The sequence below is a fragment of the Streptomyces sp. NPDC026301 genome, from assembly GCF_055567935.1.
Genome location: NZ_JBVHPN010000002.1, coordinates 486405 through 502768, shown reverse-complemented (window position 1 = coordinate 502768; position 16364 = coordinate 486405). Strand labels below are relative to the sequence as shown.

General features: G+C 72.0%; 13 protein-coding genes. 7 read left to right on the top strand and 6 right to left on the bottom strand.

What is annotated here, in order from left to right:
- Positions 1 to 176 precede the first annotated feature (176 nt).
- A complete protein-coding gene (locus ACZ4MH_RS05335; RefSeq protein ID WP_351588400.1) occupies positions 177 to 1568 on the top strand; it encodes an FAD-dependent oxidoreductase in 1392 nt (463 codons plus the stop codon).
- A gap of 43 nt (positions 1569 to 1611) precedes the next feature.
- On the opposite strand, the gene hemE is transcribed toward ACZ4MH_RS05335, so the two are convergent.
- Positions 1612 to 2736: a uroporphyrinogen decarboxylase gene (gene hemE, locus ACZ4MH_RS05330; protein WP_467754124.1), complete on the bottom strand. Its 1125-nt coding sequence runs from the start codon at positions 2734 to 2736 to the stop codon at positions 1612 to 1614.
- A gap of 102 nt (positions 2737 to 2838) precedes the next feature.
- Here hemE and ACZ4MH_RS05325 point away from each other — a divergent pair, with 102 nt between their 5' ends.
- The 3 genes from ACZ4MH_RS05325 to ACZ4MH_RS05315 all read left to right on the top strand — a co-directional run bounded on the left by ACZ4MH_RS05325 (position 2839) and on the right by ACZ4MH_RS05315 (position 5811).
- The gene (locus ACZ4MH_RS05325; RefSeq protein ID WP_351588394.1) at positions 2839 to 3486 is read left to right on the top strand and encodes a DUF3000 domain-containing protein; all 648 of its coding nucleotides are present in this window, start codon (positions 2839 to 2841) and stop codon (positions 3484 to 3486) included.
- Positions 3487 to 3729: 243 nt separating this feature from the next.
- A complete protein-coding gene (locus ACZ4MH_RS05320; RefSeq protein WP_030261220.1) occupies positions 3730 to 4392 on the top strand; it encodes a response regulator transcription factor in 663 nt (220 codons plus the stop codon).
- Between the two features lie 144 nt (positions 4393 to 4536).
- On the top strand, positions 4537 to 5811 hold the full coding sequence (locus ACZ4MH_RS05315; protein WP_351588390.1) for a ribonuclease D: 1275 nt from the start codon (positions 4537 to 4539) through the stop codon (positions 5809 to 5811).
- A 107-nt stretch (positions 5812 to 5918) separates the two neighbouring features.
- On the opposite strand, the gene ACZ4MH_RS05310 is transcribed toward ACZ4MH_RS05315, so the two are convergent.
- Positions 5919 to 6629 carry a PepSY domain-containing protein gene (locus ACZ4MH_RS05310; RefSeq protein ID WP_351588387.1) on the bottom strand — a complete coding sequence of 237 codons (711 nt, stop codon included), beginning with the start codon at positions 6627 to 6629 and terminating at the stop codon, positions 5919 to 5921.
- Positions 6630 to 6868: 239 nt separating this feature from the next.
- Between ACZ4MH_RS05310 and ACZ4MH_RS05305 the strand changes: the two genes are divergently transcribed.
- From ACZ4MH_RS05305 to ACZ4MH_RS05295, 3 genes are all read left to right on the top strand, one after another.
- Positions 6869 to 8089 carry a thiolase family protein gene (locus tag ACZ4MH_RS05305; RefSeq protein ID WP_351588384.1) on the top strand — a complete coding sequence of 407 codons (1221 nt, stop codon included), beginning with the start codon at positions 6869 to 6871 and terminating at the stop codon, positions 8087 to 8089.
- Entirely contained in the window at positions 8086 to 10215 is a 2130-nt protein-coding gene (locus ACZ4MH_RS05300; RefSeq protein WP_351588381.1) for a 3-hydroxyacyl-CoA dehydrogenase NAD-binding domain-containing protein, read from the top strand. The genes ACZ4MH_RS05305 and ACZ4MH_RS05300 overlap by 4 nt, the downstream gene beginning before the upstream one ends.
- A 246-nt stretch (positions 10216 to 10461) precedes the next feature.
- Complete coding sequence (locus ACZ4MH_RS05295; protein ID WP_351588378.1) at positions 10462 to 10941, top strand: hypothetical protein; 480 nt, start codon at positions 10462 to 10464, stop codon at positions 10939 to 10941.
- A gap of 44 nt (positions 10942 to 10985) precedes the next feature.
- Here ACZ4MH_RS05295 and ACZ4MH_RS05290 read toward each other — a convergent pair whose 3' ends face one another.
- From ACZ4MH_RS05290 to ACZ4MH_RS05275, 4 genes are read right to left on the bottom strand one after another with little or no spacing between them, the layout of a single operon-like run.
- Positions 10986 to 12122, bottom strand: a complete 1137-nt coding sequence (locus ACZ4MH_RS05290; protein WP_351588375.1) for a C40 family peptidase — start codon at positions 12120 to 12122, stop codon at positions 10986 to 10988.
- A 19-nt stretch (positions 12123 to 12141) separates the two neighbouring features.
- Positions 12142 to 12624: a poly-gamma-glutamate biosynthesis protein PgsC/CapC gene (locus ACZ4MH_RS05285; RefSeq protein ID WP_351588372.1), complete on the bottom strand. Its 483-nt coding sequence runs from the start codon at positions 12622 to 12624 to the stop codon at positions 12142 to 12144.
- Entirely contained in the window at positions 12621 to 14093 is a 1473-nt protein-coding gene (pgsB, locus tag ACZ4MH_RS05280) for a poly-gamma-glutamate synthase PgsB (RefSeq protein WP_351588369.1), read from the bottom strand. The genes ACZ4MH_RS05285 and pgsB overlap by 4 nt, the downstream gene beginning before the upstream one ends.
- A gap of 6 nt (positions 14094 to 14099) precedes the next feature.
- Complete coding sequence (locus ACZ4MH_RS05275; RefSeq protein WP_351588421.1) at positions 14100 to 16334, bottom strand: HAMP domain-containing protein; 2235 nt, start codon at positions 16332 to 16334, stop codon at positions 14100 to 14102.
- Between the last annotated feature and the right edge of the window lie 30 nt (positions 16335 to 16364).

The window sequence follows — 16364 nt, the reverse complement described above, 5'->3', positions numbered from 1 at the left end:
GCTGAACGGCTGTTTGCGGAGACATCTTCCCAACTCAGGGACATCTCTGCCAACACTGGACACAGCGCTGTGACACAGGCGTGACAGCGGCGCGGGCGCCGGGTGACGGGGCCGCAGGTCGTAGCCTTTCCGGTGCCGGGCGCGGGCGCGTCCGCGGAGCGAGGAGGGAGCCCGCCATGGCGGAACGACCGGAGCGGCTGGTGGTCGTCGGCGGGGACGCGACGGGGATGTCCGCCGCGTCCCAGGCCCGCAGGCTGCGCACGCCCGAGGAGCTGGAGATCGTCGCGTTCGAGCGCGGGCACTTCACGTCGTACTCGGCCTGCGGCATTCCGTACTGGGTCGGCGGGGTGGTGGACGAACGGGACGCGCTGGTGGCGCGGACGGCCGCGCAGCACCGGGAGCGGGACATCGATCTGCGGATGCGGACGGAGGTCACGGAGCTCGACGTCGAGAAGCGGCGGGTGCGCTCGCGCGACCTGGAAACCGGCGCGGAGGAGTGGACGGCGTACGACAAGCTCGTGCTCGCGACCGGCGCGTCGCCGCTCCGGCCGCCGATTCCGGGCATCGACGCGCCGGGCGTGCACGGCGTGCAGACCCTCGACGACGGGCAGGCGCTGCTGGACACGCTGGCCCGTACGGAGGGGCGGCGCGCGGTCGTGGTGGGCGCCGGGTACATCGGCGTGGAGATGGCCGAGGCGCTGATCCAGCGCGGGTACGAGGTGACCGTCGTCAACCGCGGCGCGGAGCCGATGTCCACGCTGGACCCGGACATGGGCTGCCTGGTGCACGACGCGATGACGGGCCTGGGCATCGGGATGGTCAACGGCGCCGAGGTGACGGAGATCCGCACCGACGCCGACGGCCGGGCGTGCGCGGTGCTGACGCCGGAGCAGGAGTACCCGGCGGACGTGGTGGTGCTGGGGCTCGGCGTACGGCCCGAGACCACGCTCGCCGAGAAGGCGGGACTGCCGCTGGGCGCCGCCGGCGGGATCCTCACCGACCTCGCGATGCGGGTGCGCGGCCACGACGACATCTGGGCGGGCGGCGACTGCGTGGAGGTGCTGGACCTGGTCTCCGGGCGGGACCGGCACATCGCGCTCGGCACGCACGCCAACAAGCACGGCCAGGTCATCGGCTCGGGCGTGGGCGGCGGTTACGCGACCTTCCCCGGCGTGGTCGGCACGGCCGTCAGCAAGGTCTGCGACCTGGAGATCGCGCGTACGGGGCTGCGCGAGAAGGACGCGCGGGCGGTGGGGCTGCAGTACGTGGCCGTCACGATCGAGTCGACGAGCCGGGTGGGGTACTTCCCGAACGCCGCGCCCATGACGGTGAAGATGCTCGCCGAGCGGCTCTCGGGGCGGCTGCTCGGCGTGCAGATCGTCGGGCGGGAGGGCGCGGCGAAGCGGGTGGACATCGCGGCGGTCGCGCTGACGGCCAAGATGACGGTCGAACAGATGACGGCGCTGGACCTGGGGTACGCGCCGCCGTTCTCACCGGTGTGGGACCCGGTGCTGGTGGCGGCGCGCAAGGCGGTGCAGGCGGTACGGGCGGACGCCGCGCCGCAATAAGGACCGCGGGGCGCCCGTACCGTCACGCGCGCCCCGCCGCGCCTCAGCGCGCCGTCTGCTCGTGGACGTACTCGACCAGGCGGGTCAGCGCCTCCGGGTCGGTGTTCGGGGGTACGCCGTGGCCGAGGTTGAAGATGTGGCCCTCCAGCCCCGCGGCGGCGTCCAGTACCTCGCGGGCCTTGGTCTCCACCGCCTCGCGCGGGGCGAAGAGCACGGCCGGGTCGATGTTGCCCTGGATCGCCTTGCCGGGGCCGACCCGGCGCGCGGCCTCGTCCAGCGGCACCCGCCAGTCGGCGCCCACCACGTCCGCGCCCGCCTCGCCCATGAGGCCGAGCAGCTCGCCGGTGCCGACGCCGAAGTGGATACGCGGTACGCCGTACCCCGCGACCGCGTCGAAGACCTTCGCGGAGGCCGGCATGACCGAGCGGCGGTAGTCGGCCGGGGCGAGCGCGCCGACCCAGGAGTCGAAGAGCTGCACGGCGCTGGCGCCGGCCTCGATCTGCACCTTGAGGAAGGCGGCGGTGATCTCGGCGAGGCGGTCCAGGAGGTCGGCCCACAGCTGCGGGTCGCCGTACATGAGCGCCTTGGTGTGCTCGTGGTTGCGGGACGGGCCGCCCTCGACGAGGTAGCTGGCGAGGGTGAAGGGCGCGCCCGCGAAGCCGATGAGCGGGGTGGAGCCGAGCTCGCCGACGAGCATCCGGACCGCTTCGGAGACGTACGAGACGTCCTCGGGCGTGAGGTCGCGCAGCCGCTCCAGGTCGGCGCGGGTGCGGATCGGCCGCTCGACGACCGGGCCGACGCCGGGCTTGATGTCCAGGTCGATGCCGATGGCCTTCAGGGGGACGACGATGTCGCTGAAGTAGATCGCGGCGTCGACGTTGTGCCGGCGCACCGGCTGCAGCGTGATCTCGGTGACCAGCTCGGGCCGCATGCAGGAGTCGAGCATCGCGATGCCCTCGCGCACCTTGCGGTACTCGGGCAGTGAGCGCCCGGCCTGGCGCATGAACCACACGGGCGTGTGCGGGACCGGCTCCCGGCGGCACGCCTTGAGGAACGCGGACTCCCGCGCGCTCTCCGGCGCGAAGGAGGCGGTCTGCTGCTGGCCCGTCATCGGGGTCTCCCCTGCTCGGTCGGAGTGGAGAGCGTGGGGAACGTCGTTGGCACTCACGCCCAGAATCTTCGCACGTGCCGGGGGACACCTCCGAACGGGCGACCCGCCCAGCGGGTGTCCTCCGCATATGAACACGGCATTGCGCCTAACCTTCCCAGCATGGCAGCGGCTCAGGAACACCTCGCGGACAGCGCGGACGAGACCCCGATCGCCTTCCGTCAGGCGGTCGAGGCCCTCCATGCGGCCCGGCTGCGACCGGAGATCGAGATCGCGCCGATGCCCGCGCCCAAACGGCTCGCGCCGTTCGCGCACGCGCTGGAGGCGACGGTGATCGAGCGGGACACGGAGGGCGATACGGACCTGGCGGACGGGCGGCTGGTACTGCTGCACGACCCGGCAGGGCACGACGCCTGGCACGGCACCTTCCGGGTGGTGACGCTGGCCCGCGCCGAGCTGGAGCCGGAGCTGGCCACCGATCCGCTGCTGCCGGACGTGTGCTGGTCCTGGCTGACGGGGGCGCTGGAGGCGCGCGGCGTGCCGTACGGCGAGCCGAGCGGCACGGTCACGCGCGCGGGCTCGTACTACTTCGGCGGCATCGGCGACCGGGCGCCGGACACCCAGCTCGAATTGCGGGCTTCCTGGACGCCGGCCGAGGGGCCGCGCGGGGTACGGGACATCGGGGCGCACCTGACGGCCTGGTGCGATCTGCTGTGCCAGGTGGCGGGGCTGCCGCCGGCGCCGGTGGAGCCGGCGGGGCGGGGCGGCGTGGTGCCGCTGCCGCAGCGACGAGGGCCGCAGCCGCGCTGAGCGCGTTTCTTCGAGTACGCCGCGCGGACCGCCTCCGAAGGGGCGGTCCGCGCGGCGCACTCGTGCTGCCCGGAACCTCGATCACCCATCCGATTTGCCCGAATTGCCCAAACTAAATCGTGATCAAACTCTAAAGTCCGGCCGGATTACTGCCGAAGAGGTCTGTGACCCTTCAAACACGGGAGCACTCCGGCTCACTCCCCTGAAGCCGGCTTCCGTCCCCGCCACTCCCCAGGAGGCCCGGTGTCTGTTCTCCTCGAGCAACCTTCGAGCCTGGTCGCCTACCGCCCGAACAAGCCGACGGCCATGGTCGTCGTGGCCGACCCGCGCGTCCGCTCCACCGTCACCCGCCACCTGTGGGCACTCGGAGTACGCGACGTGATCGAGGCATCGTCCATCGCGGAGGCCCGCCCCCGCGTCGGCAACCCGCGCGACATCTGCGTGGCCGACGTCCACCTTCCCGACGGCTCCGGCCTCACCCTGCTGTCCGAGACCCGGGCGGCCGGCTGGCCCAACGGCCTCGCGCTCTCCGCCGCCGACGACATCGGCGCGGTACGCAACGCCCTCGCCGGCGGCGTCAAGGGCTACGTCGTCACCGGCACCCGCACCAACCTCGGCATCCCGGGCCGTCCCGGCGCCGCGCCCATCGGCGCGGGCGCGGCCCGTATGCACCGCCGTCCGCCCGGCGCCCCCGGCCACCCCGGCGGGTACCGCGAGCTCTCGGGGCGCGAGGTCGAGGTGCTGAGACTGGTCGCCGAAGGCCAGTCGAACAAGGCCATCGGCGTCTCGATGGGACTCTCGGCCCTCACGGTCAAGAGCCACCTCGCCCGCATCGCCCGCAAGCTCGGCACGGGCGACCGGGCCGGCATGGTCGCCGTCGCGCTGCGTACCGGGATCATCCACTGAGGCCGCCCGGCCGTCCGTCCGCCCCGTCCACCAGGCCCCCCACCAGCTCCTCGGACCCGCCCACCGAGGCTTTACACAGGCACATCGTCCGTCGAGGGAACGTTCCCTCGGCGGACGTGGTGCATACACCGATACCCTTGACTGGTGACCGACGCCCAAAAGACCGCAGAAGACTCGACACTGCGAACCCCCGGGGACGCAACGGAAGACCCCCGGCCGGCGCCGGTTCCGCTTCTCGAACCCCACGAGGGCATCCCGCCCGTCACCGCGACCGACGAGGACCTCGCGCAGGTCGTCGCGGCCTTCGCCGCAGGCAGCGGCCCGGTCGCCGTGGACGCCGAGCGGGCCTCCGGGTACCGCTACGGCCAGCGCGCCTACCTGGTACAGCTGCGCCGTGAAGGCGCCGGCAGCGTCCTGATCGACCCGGTCGCCTGCCCCGACCTCAGCGCGCTGGGCGACGCGATCGCCGACGCGGAATGGGTGCTGCACGCGGCGACCCAGGACCTGCCCTGTCTGCGTGACATAGGGATGCTCCCCGCCTCGCTCTTCGACACCGAGCTGGCCGGACGGCTGGCCGGCTTCGCCCGGGTCGGCCTCGGCGCGATGGTGGAGAACGTCCTCGGCTACGCGCTGGAGAAGGGCCACTCCGCGGTGGACTGGTCCACCCGCCCGCTGCCCGAGCCCTGGCTCCGGTACGCGGCGCTGGACGTGGAGCTGCTGGTCGACCTGCGGGACGCGCTGGAGGAGGAGCTGGACCGGCAGGGGAAGCTGGACTGGGCCCGGCAGGAGTTCGCGGCGATCGCCGCTGCCCCGCCGGCGCCGCCCCGCAAGGATCCCTGGCGCCGCACGTCCGGCATGCACAAGGTGCGACGACGGCGGCAGATGGCGGTCGTACGGGAGCTGTGGACGGCCCGCGACCGGGTCGCGCAGAAGCGCGACGTCTCGCCGGGCAAGGTGCTGGGGGACGCGGCGATCGTGGAGGCCGCGCTGAACGTCCCGCCGAACGCGCACGCGCTCGCCGCGCTGCCCGGCTTCGGGCACCGCATGGGCCGCCGGCAGCTGGAGCAGTGGCAGGCGGCGATCGACCGGGCGCGGGAGCTGCCCGAGTCCGAGCTGCCGCAGCCCGGCCAGCCGCTGAACGGCCCCCCGCCGCCGCGCGCCTGGGCCGACAAGGACCCGGCGGCCGCGGCCCGGCTGTCCGCGGCCCGCACGGCGGTGACGGCGCTCGCCGAGGAGCTGCACCTGCCGCAGGAGAACCTGATCACGCCGGACACGGTGCGGCGGGTGTGCTGGGAGCCGCCGGAGCCGACTTCGTCGGCGGTTTCCGAGGCGCTCGCGGGGTACGGTGCTCGGCCTTGGCAGGTCGAGCTGGTTACCCCCTTGCTGGTGAAGGCGCTCAGTACCTCGTCTGCGGGCTGACGCCTGCGGGCGTCTTGTCCTCAAACGCCGGACGGGCTGGATTTTGCCGGGCGGGCCGCTGACCACCGGCCCGCCCGGCGTTTCGCCGCCGCGGCGGCGAGGGGAACTCAGTCCGTGTCGACGTGGGTGCGGAGCACCTTCTTGTTGCTTGCGTCGATGTCGTACGTCGTCTTGTTCCAGTCGTTCTTCGTGACGACGTCGACGGACCAGATTTCCTTGCCCTGGTCGTTGTCGTCCAGCTCGATCGAGCTGACCGTGCCCTTCTTCTTGCCGGTGGCCACCTGGGCCGCCTGCTGGGCGGTGACCGTGGCCTTCTTCAGCCAGCCGGCGAGCTTCTTCTTGTCGTCGGTGTCCTCGCCGCTGTCGGTCCGGGGCTTGGCCGCCTTCCCGGAGACCGCGTCGACGGTGACCATGCTCTTGGTGCCGTCGGTGGTGGCGACCTCGGTCTCCCACACCGGCTTTCCGCCCATCCCGCGCTTCAGCTCGGCCGAGACCGGCTTGGAGCCGGACACCGCGCCAGTGGCGGCCGTGAGCGCCTTGTCGTAAGTGATCTTCGCCTTGGGGATGAGGGCCTTGCGCTGGGTCTGATCCTCGGTGAGCTTGCCGCTCCCGCTCGGAGAGGCGGAGGCGGACTTGCCGCCGCCGGACGCCGACGGGGACGAGGACGAGGACGAGGAGCCGCCCCCACCGCCGCCCTTGTCGTCGCCGCAGCCGGCGACCAGGGCACCGGCCACGGCCACGGCACACACCAGGCCGGCCGCGCGCAGCCGCGCCGCGCGATTCCCGTACGCGAGCGTTCCGCTTCGCTTCGTATCCATAGGGGCAGAGTAGAGGCGGTACGTCCCCTTACGTCCGCGACGCAGCGAAGACCGGCCGAAGCCACCCGGATCGCGCGAAGCCCCAGGACACCTCCGGAGCAACCGCAGGTGAGTGTGACGTTCGCCGCTCCGGCCGAGGGGGCTGGGCAGGCTGGTTACCCGCAAGTAGCATGACGGTGGGCAGCGCGCCATGAGCGCGCCCCGCAGCAGTGCCATCCCGCACCTGGAGGAGAGCCAACGTGCCTCGTACCGCTAGGGACGTCGTCTTCGTCGACGGCGTCCGCACCCCGTTCGGCAAGGCGGGCCCGAAGGGCATCTACCACGAGACCCGCGCCGACGACCTGGTCGTCAAGTGCATCCGGGAGCTGCTGCGCCGCAACCCGGATCTGGATCCGGCCCGCATCGACGAGGTCGCGCTCGCCGCGACGACCCAGATCGGCGACCAGGGCCTGACCCTGGGCCGTACGGCCGGAATTCTGGCCGGTCTGCCGCAGTCCGTGCCCGGCTTCTCGATCGACCGGATGTGTGCGGGTGCGATGACCGCCGTGACGTCCATCGCGGGCGGCGTCTCCTTCGGCGCGTACGACATCGCCGTGGCCGGCGGCGTCGAGCACATGGGCCGCCACCCCATGGGCGAGGGCGTGGACCCCAACCCGCGGTTCGTGAGTGAGAAGCTCGTCGACCAGTCGGCCCTGTTCATGGGCATGACGGCCGAGAACCTGCACGACCGCCTGCCGCACATCACCAAGCAGCGCGCCGACGAGTTCGCCGTGCGCAGCCAGGAGAAGGCGGCCAAGGCGTACGCGGACGGGAAGATCCAGGCCGACCTGGTGCCGGTCTCCGTGCGCCGCACCAACGCAGAGGCCGGCGAGACCGGTTGGGGCCTGGCCACGGCCGACGAGCCGATGCGCCCGGGCACCACGCTGGAGAACCTGGCGGGCCTGAAGACCCCGTTCCGCCCGCACGGCCGGGTGACGGCCGGTAACGCGGCCGGTCTGAACGACGGTGCCACCGCCTCGCTGATCGCCGCCGAGGACGTGGCGCGCGAGCTGGGCCTGCCGGTCAAGATGCGCCTGGTGGACTACGCGTTCGCCGGTGTCGAGCCGGAGGTCATGGGCATCGGCCCGGTCCCGGCGACCGAGAAGGCGCTGGCCAAGGCCGGCCTGTCGATCGACGACATCGGCCTCTTCGAGATCAACGAGGCGTTCGCCGTCCAGGTGCTCTCGCTGCTGGACCACTACGGCATCGCCGACGACGACCCGCGCGTCAACCAGTACGGCGGCGCCATCGCGTTCGGCCACCCGCTGGCCTCCTCCGGCGTGCGTCTGATGACGCAGCTGGCCCGCCAGTTCGAGGAGCAGCCGCACGTCCGCTACGGCATCACCACCATGTGTGTCGGATTCGGCATGGGTGGCACCGTGATCTGGGAGAACCCGCACTTCGAGGGAGCAGGCAAGTGACGACGACCGCAGAGCTTCTGAAGGGCGCGGCCGAGCTCTTCCCCGACGAGGTCGTGACCCAGGCGCACGTACGCCACCTCGACCTTCCCCAGGGCGCCGGCCGCTTCGCGCTCATCACCCTGGACAACGGCCTGGACCACACCAAGCCGACCACCTTCGGACCGCAGTCGCTGGCGAACCTCAACCTCGCCATCGACCAGGTGGAGAAGGAAGCGGCCGACGGTGACATCGTCGGCGTCGGCATCACCGGCAAGCCGTTCATCTTCGCGGTCGGCGCCGACCTCAAGGGCGTCGAGCTGCTGAAGAAGCACGAGGACGCGCTCGCCATCGGCAAGGGCGGCCACGACGTCTTCAAGCGGCTGTCCGCGCTGGCCGTGCCGACCTTCGCTTACTACAACGGCGCGGCCATGGGCGGCGGCGTCGAGGTCGGTCTGCACTGCAGCTACCGCACGGTCTCCAAGGCCGTGCCGGCCTTCTCGCTGCCCGAGGTCTTCCTCGGCCTGGTGCCCGGCTGGGGCGGCTGCGTGCTGCTGCCGAACCTCATCGGCGCCGACCGCGCGGTCTCGGTCATCATCGAGAACTCGCTCAACCAGAACAAGCAGCTCAAGGGCCAGCAGGTCTACGACCTCGGGATCGCCGACGCGCTCTTCGAGGGCGCGGACTTCCTGGAGCAGTCGCTGATCTGGACCGCCTCCGTCCTCAAGGGCGACACCGAGGTGGTACGGCCCGAGCTGGACCGCGGCGACGCCTGGGACCAGGCCGTGGCGCGCGGCAGGGCCATCGCCGACGGCAAGGTGCACGGCGCCGCTCCGGCCGCGTACCGCGCGCTGGACATCATCGCCAAGGCCAAGAACGGCGACCTGCGCCAGGGCTTCGACGCCGAAGACCAGGCCCTCGCGGACCTGATCATGGGCGGCGAGCTGCGCAGCGGCATCTACTCGTTCAACCTGGTGCAGAAGCGCGCCAAGCGCCCGGCCGGCGCCCCGGACAAGAAGCTGGCCCGCCCGGTCACCAAGGTCGGCGTCGTCGGCGCGGGCCTGATGGCCTCTCAGCTGGCGCTGCTCTTCGCGCGCCGGCTGGAGGTGCCGGTCGTACTGACCGACATCGACCAGGCGCGCATCGACAAGGGCGTGGGCTACGTCCACGGCGAGATCGACAAGCTGCTCCTCAAGGGCCGCGTCAACCAGGACAAGGCCAACCGCCTCAAGGGCCTGGTCACCGGCGTCCTGGACAAGGCGGACGGCTTCGCGGACGCGGACTTCATCATTGAGGCCGTGTTCGAGGAGATGGGCGTCAAGCAGCAGGTGTTCGCGGAGGTCGAGGCGGTCGCCCCGGCGCACGCCGTCCTCGCGACCAACACCTCCTCGCTGTCCGTCTCGGAGATGGCGTCGAAGCTCAAGCACCCCGAGCGGGTCGTGGGCTTCCACTTCTTCAACCCGGTCGCGATCCTGCCGCTGCTGGAGATCGTGCGCGGCGAGCAGACCGACGACGCGTCGCTGGCCACCGCCTTCTCGGTCGCCAAGTCGCTGAAGAAGACCGCGGTCCTGTGCAAGGACGCCCCGGCGTTCGTCGTGAACCGCATCCTGACCCGCTTCATGGGCGAGATCCAGAACGTCATCGACGAGGGCACCCCGGTCGCCGTCGCCGAGAAGGCGGTCGAGCCGCTCGGCCTGCCGATGTCGCCGCTGGTCCTGCTGGAGCTGGTCGGCCCGGCGATCGGCCTGCACGTGTCCGAGACCCTCAACGGCGCGTTCCCCGACCGCTTCAAGGTCTCGCCGAACCTCAAGGCCGTCGTGGACGCCGGCAAGCGCGGCTTCTACGTGTACGACTCGGGCGCGCCCGAGCTGGACCCGGAGGTCGCGGCGCTCCTCCAGCAGGGCGACACCGTCCTGACCGAGGAGCAGACCCGCGACCGCGTCCTGGACGCCGTCGCGCAGGAGATCGGCCTGATGCTCGACGAGGGCGTCGTCGCCGAGGCGCAGGACATCGACCTGTGCCTGATCACCGGCGCCGGCTGGCCCTTCCACCTGGGCGGCATCACGCCGTACCTGGACCGTGCGGGCGTCTCCGAGCGCGTGAACGGCAAGAAGTTCCTCGCCCCGGGCGTCGCGAGCGTGCCCGCGTAACGGACGCGCTCCCACCCCACGGGTCAACTGCCCCGGCACCATCCCTCAGTGGTGCCGGGGCAGTTCCGTATGTGCGGATGCGACGGCTCGCCGGTTCGAGGGTTCGATGGTCCGCCCGGGACGTTAGCGAGGCATTAGCCGTACGTCGGTGGATCAACAGCGGCGGCCGGCAATCTTGTCCTCACGAACCGCAACACCACGCCGTAAGAGTCATCAGAGTCGTAAGAACAGCGAACGAGGACGACCATGCCGCACCGCTCCACCCTCCGCCACGCCCGCAAGGCCGCCGCCGCCATGGTGATCGCCGTCGCCGCGCTCGGGCTCACCGCCTGCCAGGACGGCGGCTCCGGCGCCTCGCCCGCCCCCGCGACCTCGGCCTCGTCCCCCTCCGCGCAGGCCACGCAGTCCCCCACTGCCACGGACAAGACCTCCCGGAGCGCCACCGAGGGCACGCCGTCGGGCACCGCCACGATGTCCGACGCGCGCTGCACGGACCAGCTCGACTACGCGGGCGACCCGAGGTCCAACGCCGAGATCAACTCCATCGGCGAGGAGACCGGCCACTGCCCGGCCCCGGAGAAGGCCGGCACGCCGTCGGGCACCCCCAAGAAGCCCGACGTGAGCTGCACGGACCAGGTCGACTACGCGGGCGACTCCCGCTCCAACGCCGAGATCAACACGATCGGCGAGAAGACCGGCTACTGCCCGCCCGCCCAGCACCAGTGAGCTGACGGCGGCCATGGCGGCCCCGGGCACCGCTCAGCGGCCGCCTACAGCCGCTTCGCGCTGCGCAGTTTCGTGGCGTAGTAGCCGTTGCCGTCCAGGCGGGAGGTGCCGCCCTTGTCGCCGATGGTGGGGCCGTTGACCTCTTCGCGGCTGGACAGGAAGATCTTGTGCCCGTCGGTGTCGTGGCCCAGGTACATGCCGACGTGGTCCAGGCGCTGCTTCGTGCGCGCGTCGAGCTTGAAGAAGACCAGGTCGCCCGGTTGCAGGACGTCGATGGAGGCGGGGCGGTCGCCGGCGCCGACGCCCTTGAGCGGGAGGACGTCGGTGCCCACGTCGGAGCGGGCCATGCCGTTGGCCGTACGGGGCAGCCCGTCGCCGGACTTGTCGCTGGACATCAGCGGGTAGCGGGCGCGGTAGCCCCACAGCAGCCGCATGAAGCCCGAGCAGTCCACCGAGCGGGCACGCGCGGCCTCCGGGGCCGCGGTGGTGCCGTCCCGGAAGCTGTACGGGATGCCGAGGTAGTCGTTGAAGTCGGACAACTCCTGGCGGAGGTCGTTGCCCTCGCTGCCGTTGGGGTTCAGCGGGCCGAAGTTGGCGTCGCCCGCGTACGCGATGCCCTCGTCGTCCTTCTTCGCCGGTGCCTGGTCGGTGTACTGGAAGCCCATCGCGAAGACGTCGTCCTCCTCGCTCCCGAAGTACTGCTTGAACCAGTCCTTGAACCACTTCTCCTTCTCGGCGCCCTTGCGCCACGGCTCGGGCAGCAGCCGCACCCAGTCCTCGGTCACCACCCGGGAGCTGGTGTGGGCCGCCTCGGCGAAGGTGCGGCTGGGGCCCTTGAGGGTGGCGGTGCGGGCGCCGTCGGTGAAGGTGGCGAGCACCGCGCCGCCCTCGCCGCGCAGCACCGAGCGCTCCGGGTGCCGCAGCCGCTCCCAGTGCTGCGCCCCGGTGTCCGTCTTCGTGCTGGACTCCAGTACGGGGCTGTCGGTGACCGCCTGCACGGCCGGGGCCTTGTCCTGCTCCTGCTTGCGCAGCTCCACGGTCAGGAACGCGCTCGTCCCGAGCAGCGCGAGCACGGTCGCGGTGTGCAGGACGGCGCGCTTCTTCTTGGCGGCCTTCGTGGCGGCCTTCCGCGCGGCCTGCTGGTCGGTCGGCTGGTCGGTCGGCTTGCCGGGGGCACTCATGAACGGTCTCCGTACGGGGTCAGGCGGACGGCATGAAGCCGAGGAGGATGCCGGCGGTGAGGACGACGAACGCCATCAGGGTCACGGAGCCCGTGGCGAGCAGCGTGGGGCCCTTGGGCTGGCGGACGAGCTGGTAGGCGATCAGACCGGGGACGATGAAGCCGAGCGTCTGGTTCGCGTACATCAGCGGGAACTCGATGGACAGCACGATCATCACGGTCGCCTGCAGGGCCACGCCGGTGAGCACGACGGCGGCGAACAGCCGCTTGCCGTAGAGGATCACGAAGCGCTGCATGAGCAGCACGGAGACGTACGTGAGCACGGTGACGCCGACGACCATCGCGGCGCGCTGCAGGTCCTCGACGAGGGTCAGCGCCAGCCAGCCGGGCGTGATCATGCCGCCCGGCGAGAGGTTGGTCGTGAGGTAGCAGACCAGCGAGAAGAGCAGGCCGAGCGCGATCCCGATCGCGGCGATCTCGGGGGTGAGGACGGACGGGATCAACGGGGTTCTCCTGGACTCTGGCTCTGCGGGCTGTGCCACTGCTGAGGGTGGTCGGCCGCCGGGACCGGCGGCACGCGGGGCTCGAACAGGCCGCGTGCGTGCGGCTCCGGCTCGGTCCTGGGCGCCGGCACCCACGGCTGGTGCCGGGTCTCGTACCCCTCCGGGTACGGCGCGTAGGGATCGACCGTGGGCGCGTACAGCTGCATCGTGTCCGCGTGCTGCACGTGCTCCCCGTGCCCGGGTGCGTCGGCCGCCCCGTCCATGGCGTCCGGGGTGCCGTCCGGGGTCTCGTCCGGCGGGAGTTCGGCGAGGTGTTCCAGGAGCAGTTCGCCCTGGCCGTGGATGTTGCCGATGGCGACGAGCGAGGAGTCCGGGCCGAGCCGGCCGAGCAGCTCGGCCATGAACTCCTCCGGGTCGCGCCGGTCGCCGCCGAGGTCGACCGCCCGGTCCCGCCACTCGGCCGGGATCGCGTCGATGGCGCTCTTCGCGGGGTGGCCGATGACGAAGACCCGGTCGGGCCGGAGGTCGGGGATGATCTCGCCCATCTGGCCGTTGCGTTCGACGCGGTCGGGGCGGCAGTTGATGACGACGTTCAGCGGGCGGTGGACGGCGCCCAGGTCGAGCAGCTGGTTGATGTTCATCAGCGTCGACTCGGGGTCGTTGGCCGCGAAGACGTTGGCGAAGCGGAGCTTCTTGCCGTCCTCGGTGGCGTACCGCTCGACGGAGAGCACGCCGGGGTCCGGCGGCGCGTCGTACATGCCCTTGAGGGCGGTCTGCCGGTCCACGCCGAGGAGTTCGGCGACGGTGAGCGCGATCGCGACGTTCTCCTTGAAGGTGAACCAGCTGAAGCCGCGCAGCTCCTCGTCGGTGACGGTCTCCGGGTCGGCGTAGACCAGCTCGCAGTCCCGCGCCGCCGCCTCCTCCTGGAGGATGTGGAAGCGTTCCTTCTCGGCGGTGACGCAGATGCCGCCCTCCGGCATCGACCGGCACAGCGAGCGTGCCACGTCGTCCAGCGTCGGGCCCATCTCCGCGAGGTGGTCCTCGCGGACGTTGCACAGCACGCCGATCGTGGAGCGGATCAGCTTGGACTGGTTGATCTCCTGGAGCGCGGGCATGACGGCCATGCACTCGATGACCAGCGCGTTCGGGCGGTAGGTCGCCGCGCGCCGCACGATGCCGATCTGCTCGACGACGTTGGCGATGCCGAACTTGCGGTAGACCGGCTCCTCGGTGGCGTCCGGGTGGATGAAGCGGGCGGCCGTGCCGGTGGTCTTGGCGACCGTGGTCAGCCCGCCGCCGCGCAGCGCCCCCGCGCACAGCCGGGTGATGGAGCTCTTGCCGCGGATGCCGTTGACCAGCACCCGCGTCGGTATCCGATCGAGATTGGCGAAGTGCCGCCGCTGCTCGATGACGCCCGCGACCAGGAGGACGGCACCGCACACCACCAGCACGATGTAGAGGAAGAGCACGGTGGGTCAGTTCCTTCCGGCGAGGGTGGCGGCGCCGTCCCGCTTGCGCGGCTGTCCCTGCAGCTGCTGGCGGACGATCTCCAGGCTGCGGGTGACGGCGCCGACCTCGTCGTGGTGGCGCGGATAGAGCACGGTGCGGCGGTCCCCGCCGGCCAGCGCCTCGGCCTGCCCGGCGAGCGCGCGCAGCGGGCGGACGACGACGATGTGCAGCCAGCCCAGGCAGGCGGCGGCCGCGGCGGAGCCGAGCAGTCCGGCCAGTACGGTGCGGTTCTGCAGGCGGTACGCGGGGATCTCCAGGCCCGAGGCGGGCTGCCAGCTGACGACGGTCCAGTGCAGGTCCTCGGCCGCGCCGCCGCCGACGAAGGGCGCGGCGGCCGCGATCTGGATGCCGGTGCCGTCGCGGTGCAGGACGCCGCTGGGGCGCGGGCTCATGCCGACCTTCTGGTTGCTGCCCGCGACCAGCTCCTTCAGCCGGTCGTTCGGCAGCTGCTGGAAGGCGCGGTAGCCGGTGTTGCCGCCGATGACGCGGCCCTGGCGGTCCACGACGCGTACGTCGCCGAGGCCCGGGCGCTTCAGCAGCGAGTTGAGGAAGTCGATGCGGAACTCGCCGACCACGGCGGCGCCCGCGCGGCCCGGCACCTCGGCCGTGCCGAGGATCACCGGCTCCTTGCTGGTGTGGTCCAGCAGCCGGACCGGCGCACTGGACGGAGCGCTGCCCGCCGGGCTGTGCGGGTCGTCGCCGGCCTGAGCGAGCACCTTGCCGTGCGCGTCGAGGACGTACAGGGACTGGTACCGGCCGTGCTCGGTGAGGGTGCCCCGCAGGACCTTGGTCATCTGGCCGGGCTCGGTGCGGTCGCCGATCAGCGAGGCGACGGAGACCAGGTCGGCCTGGCCTTCGTTGAGCGCGCGGCGCACCCGGTCGGTGAGGGTGTCGGTGCGCTCGCGCTGGTCGTTGACGAGCTGCTGGGGTACGACGACGGAGTCGCCGGCCCGGTTGACGAGCAGCAGCAGCGGCGCGCACCACACGAACAGCAGGACGGCACTGGCGGCGATCAGCGCGCGGGTGCCGAACCGGGAGCGGGTGCGGCCCGCCGGTGCCGGCGCGTCCGGGGCCTCGCCCAGCAGCTGGCGGCGCAGCCGTTCCAGCGCCGTGCCGATACGGGCCGCCTCGCCGTACCGGGGCACGGTCACGGGGCGGGTGAGGTCGCCGCGGGTGAGCCGGCGGCTCTCCAGGAACAGCCGGATGAGCGGGCGCTGCACGGTCCCCAGCAGCAGCGCGATGCTGAGCCCGCCGATGACCAGCAGCGCGCCCGCGGCGATCAGGCCGAAGAGCGGGCTGCTGGTGGCGGTGGGGTCCTCGGCGACGGGGACCATCGAGACGACGGTCAGGCCGAGCCCGGTGGCCACGGTGAACTCGCCGGGCTCGGGCGCCGCGAGGGAGGCGTACCCGGCGACCGACCGGTCACCGGCGTACCGGTCGCCGACCAGCGAGCCGCTGACGCCCTGGAAGCCGCCGGAGCCGGGCTCCTTGGCGGAGAGGGGGTGCTGGGCCGCCCGCCGCGCGGCGTCGGCCGCGAAGGACTTCAGCTGCTTGCGGGAGCGGGTGACCTCGGCGCGCTGGAGGTCGGTGAGGACCTGCTCGGGCTCGGGGATGCCGTCGCTGCTGAGCACGTTGCCCCGCTGGTCGACGACGGCGATGGAGCGGAAGTCGCCGAGGCTGATGCCGGGGAACTTCAGGCCGCTGGTGGAGACCAGCAGCTGCTGCGGGTGGCCCTCCCAGGTCAGCAGGGCGAGGGTGAGCAGCCGTACCTCGCCGTTCTGCAGCCGGACCATGCGCGGCGCGAGGCCGTTCTCCTGGGACAGCCGGGTCCGGTCGATGGCGGTCAGCGGGACGTTCTCGCCGCGGGCCGCGAGCAGCTTGCCGGACTTGATCTCGATGACGGCGGTGCCGCGCCACTTCTGGTACACGTTGCCGAGCTTGTCCAGGACGGCGTCGGCCGGGACCGGGTCGGAGGCGCTGAAGAGGCCGGCGACCCGGGTGAGGTCGGTGACGCTCTCGTCGATCGAGGCGCGCATCGCGATGGCGCCGTCCTCGGCGAAGTGCTGCTGGGAGGTCAGCACCGCCTTGGCGACGGGGTCCTGGCCTATCCGGCCGAGGGTGAGGGCGGTGAGGCCCGTCAAGGTGAGGATCAGAGCAGACAGCACAGCGATGGGCGGCCGTATGCCGCCCAGCAGGGACATGTCGGCCCGTCGGCGGACCTTGTGCCGCCG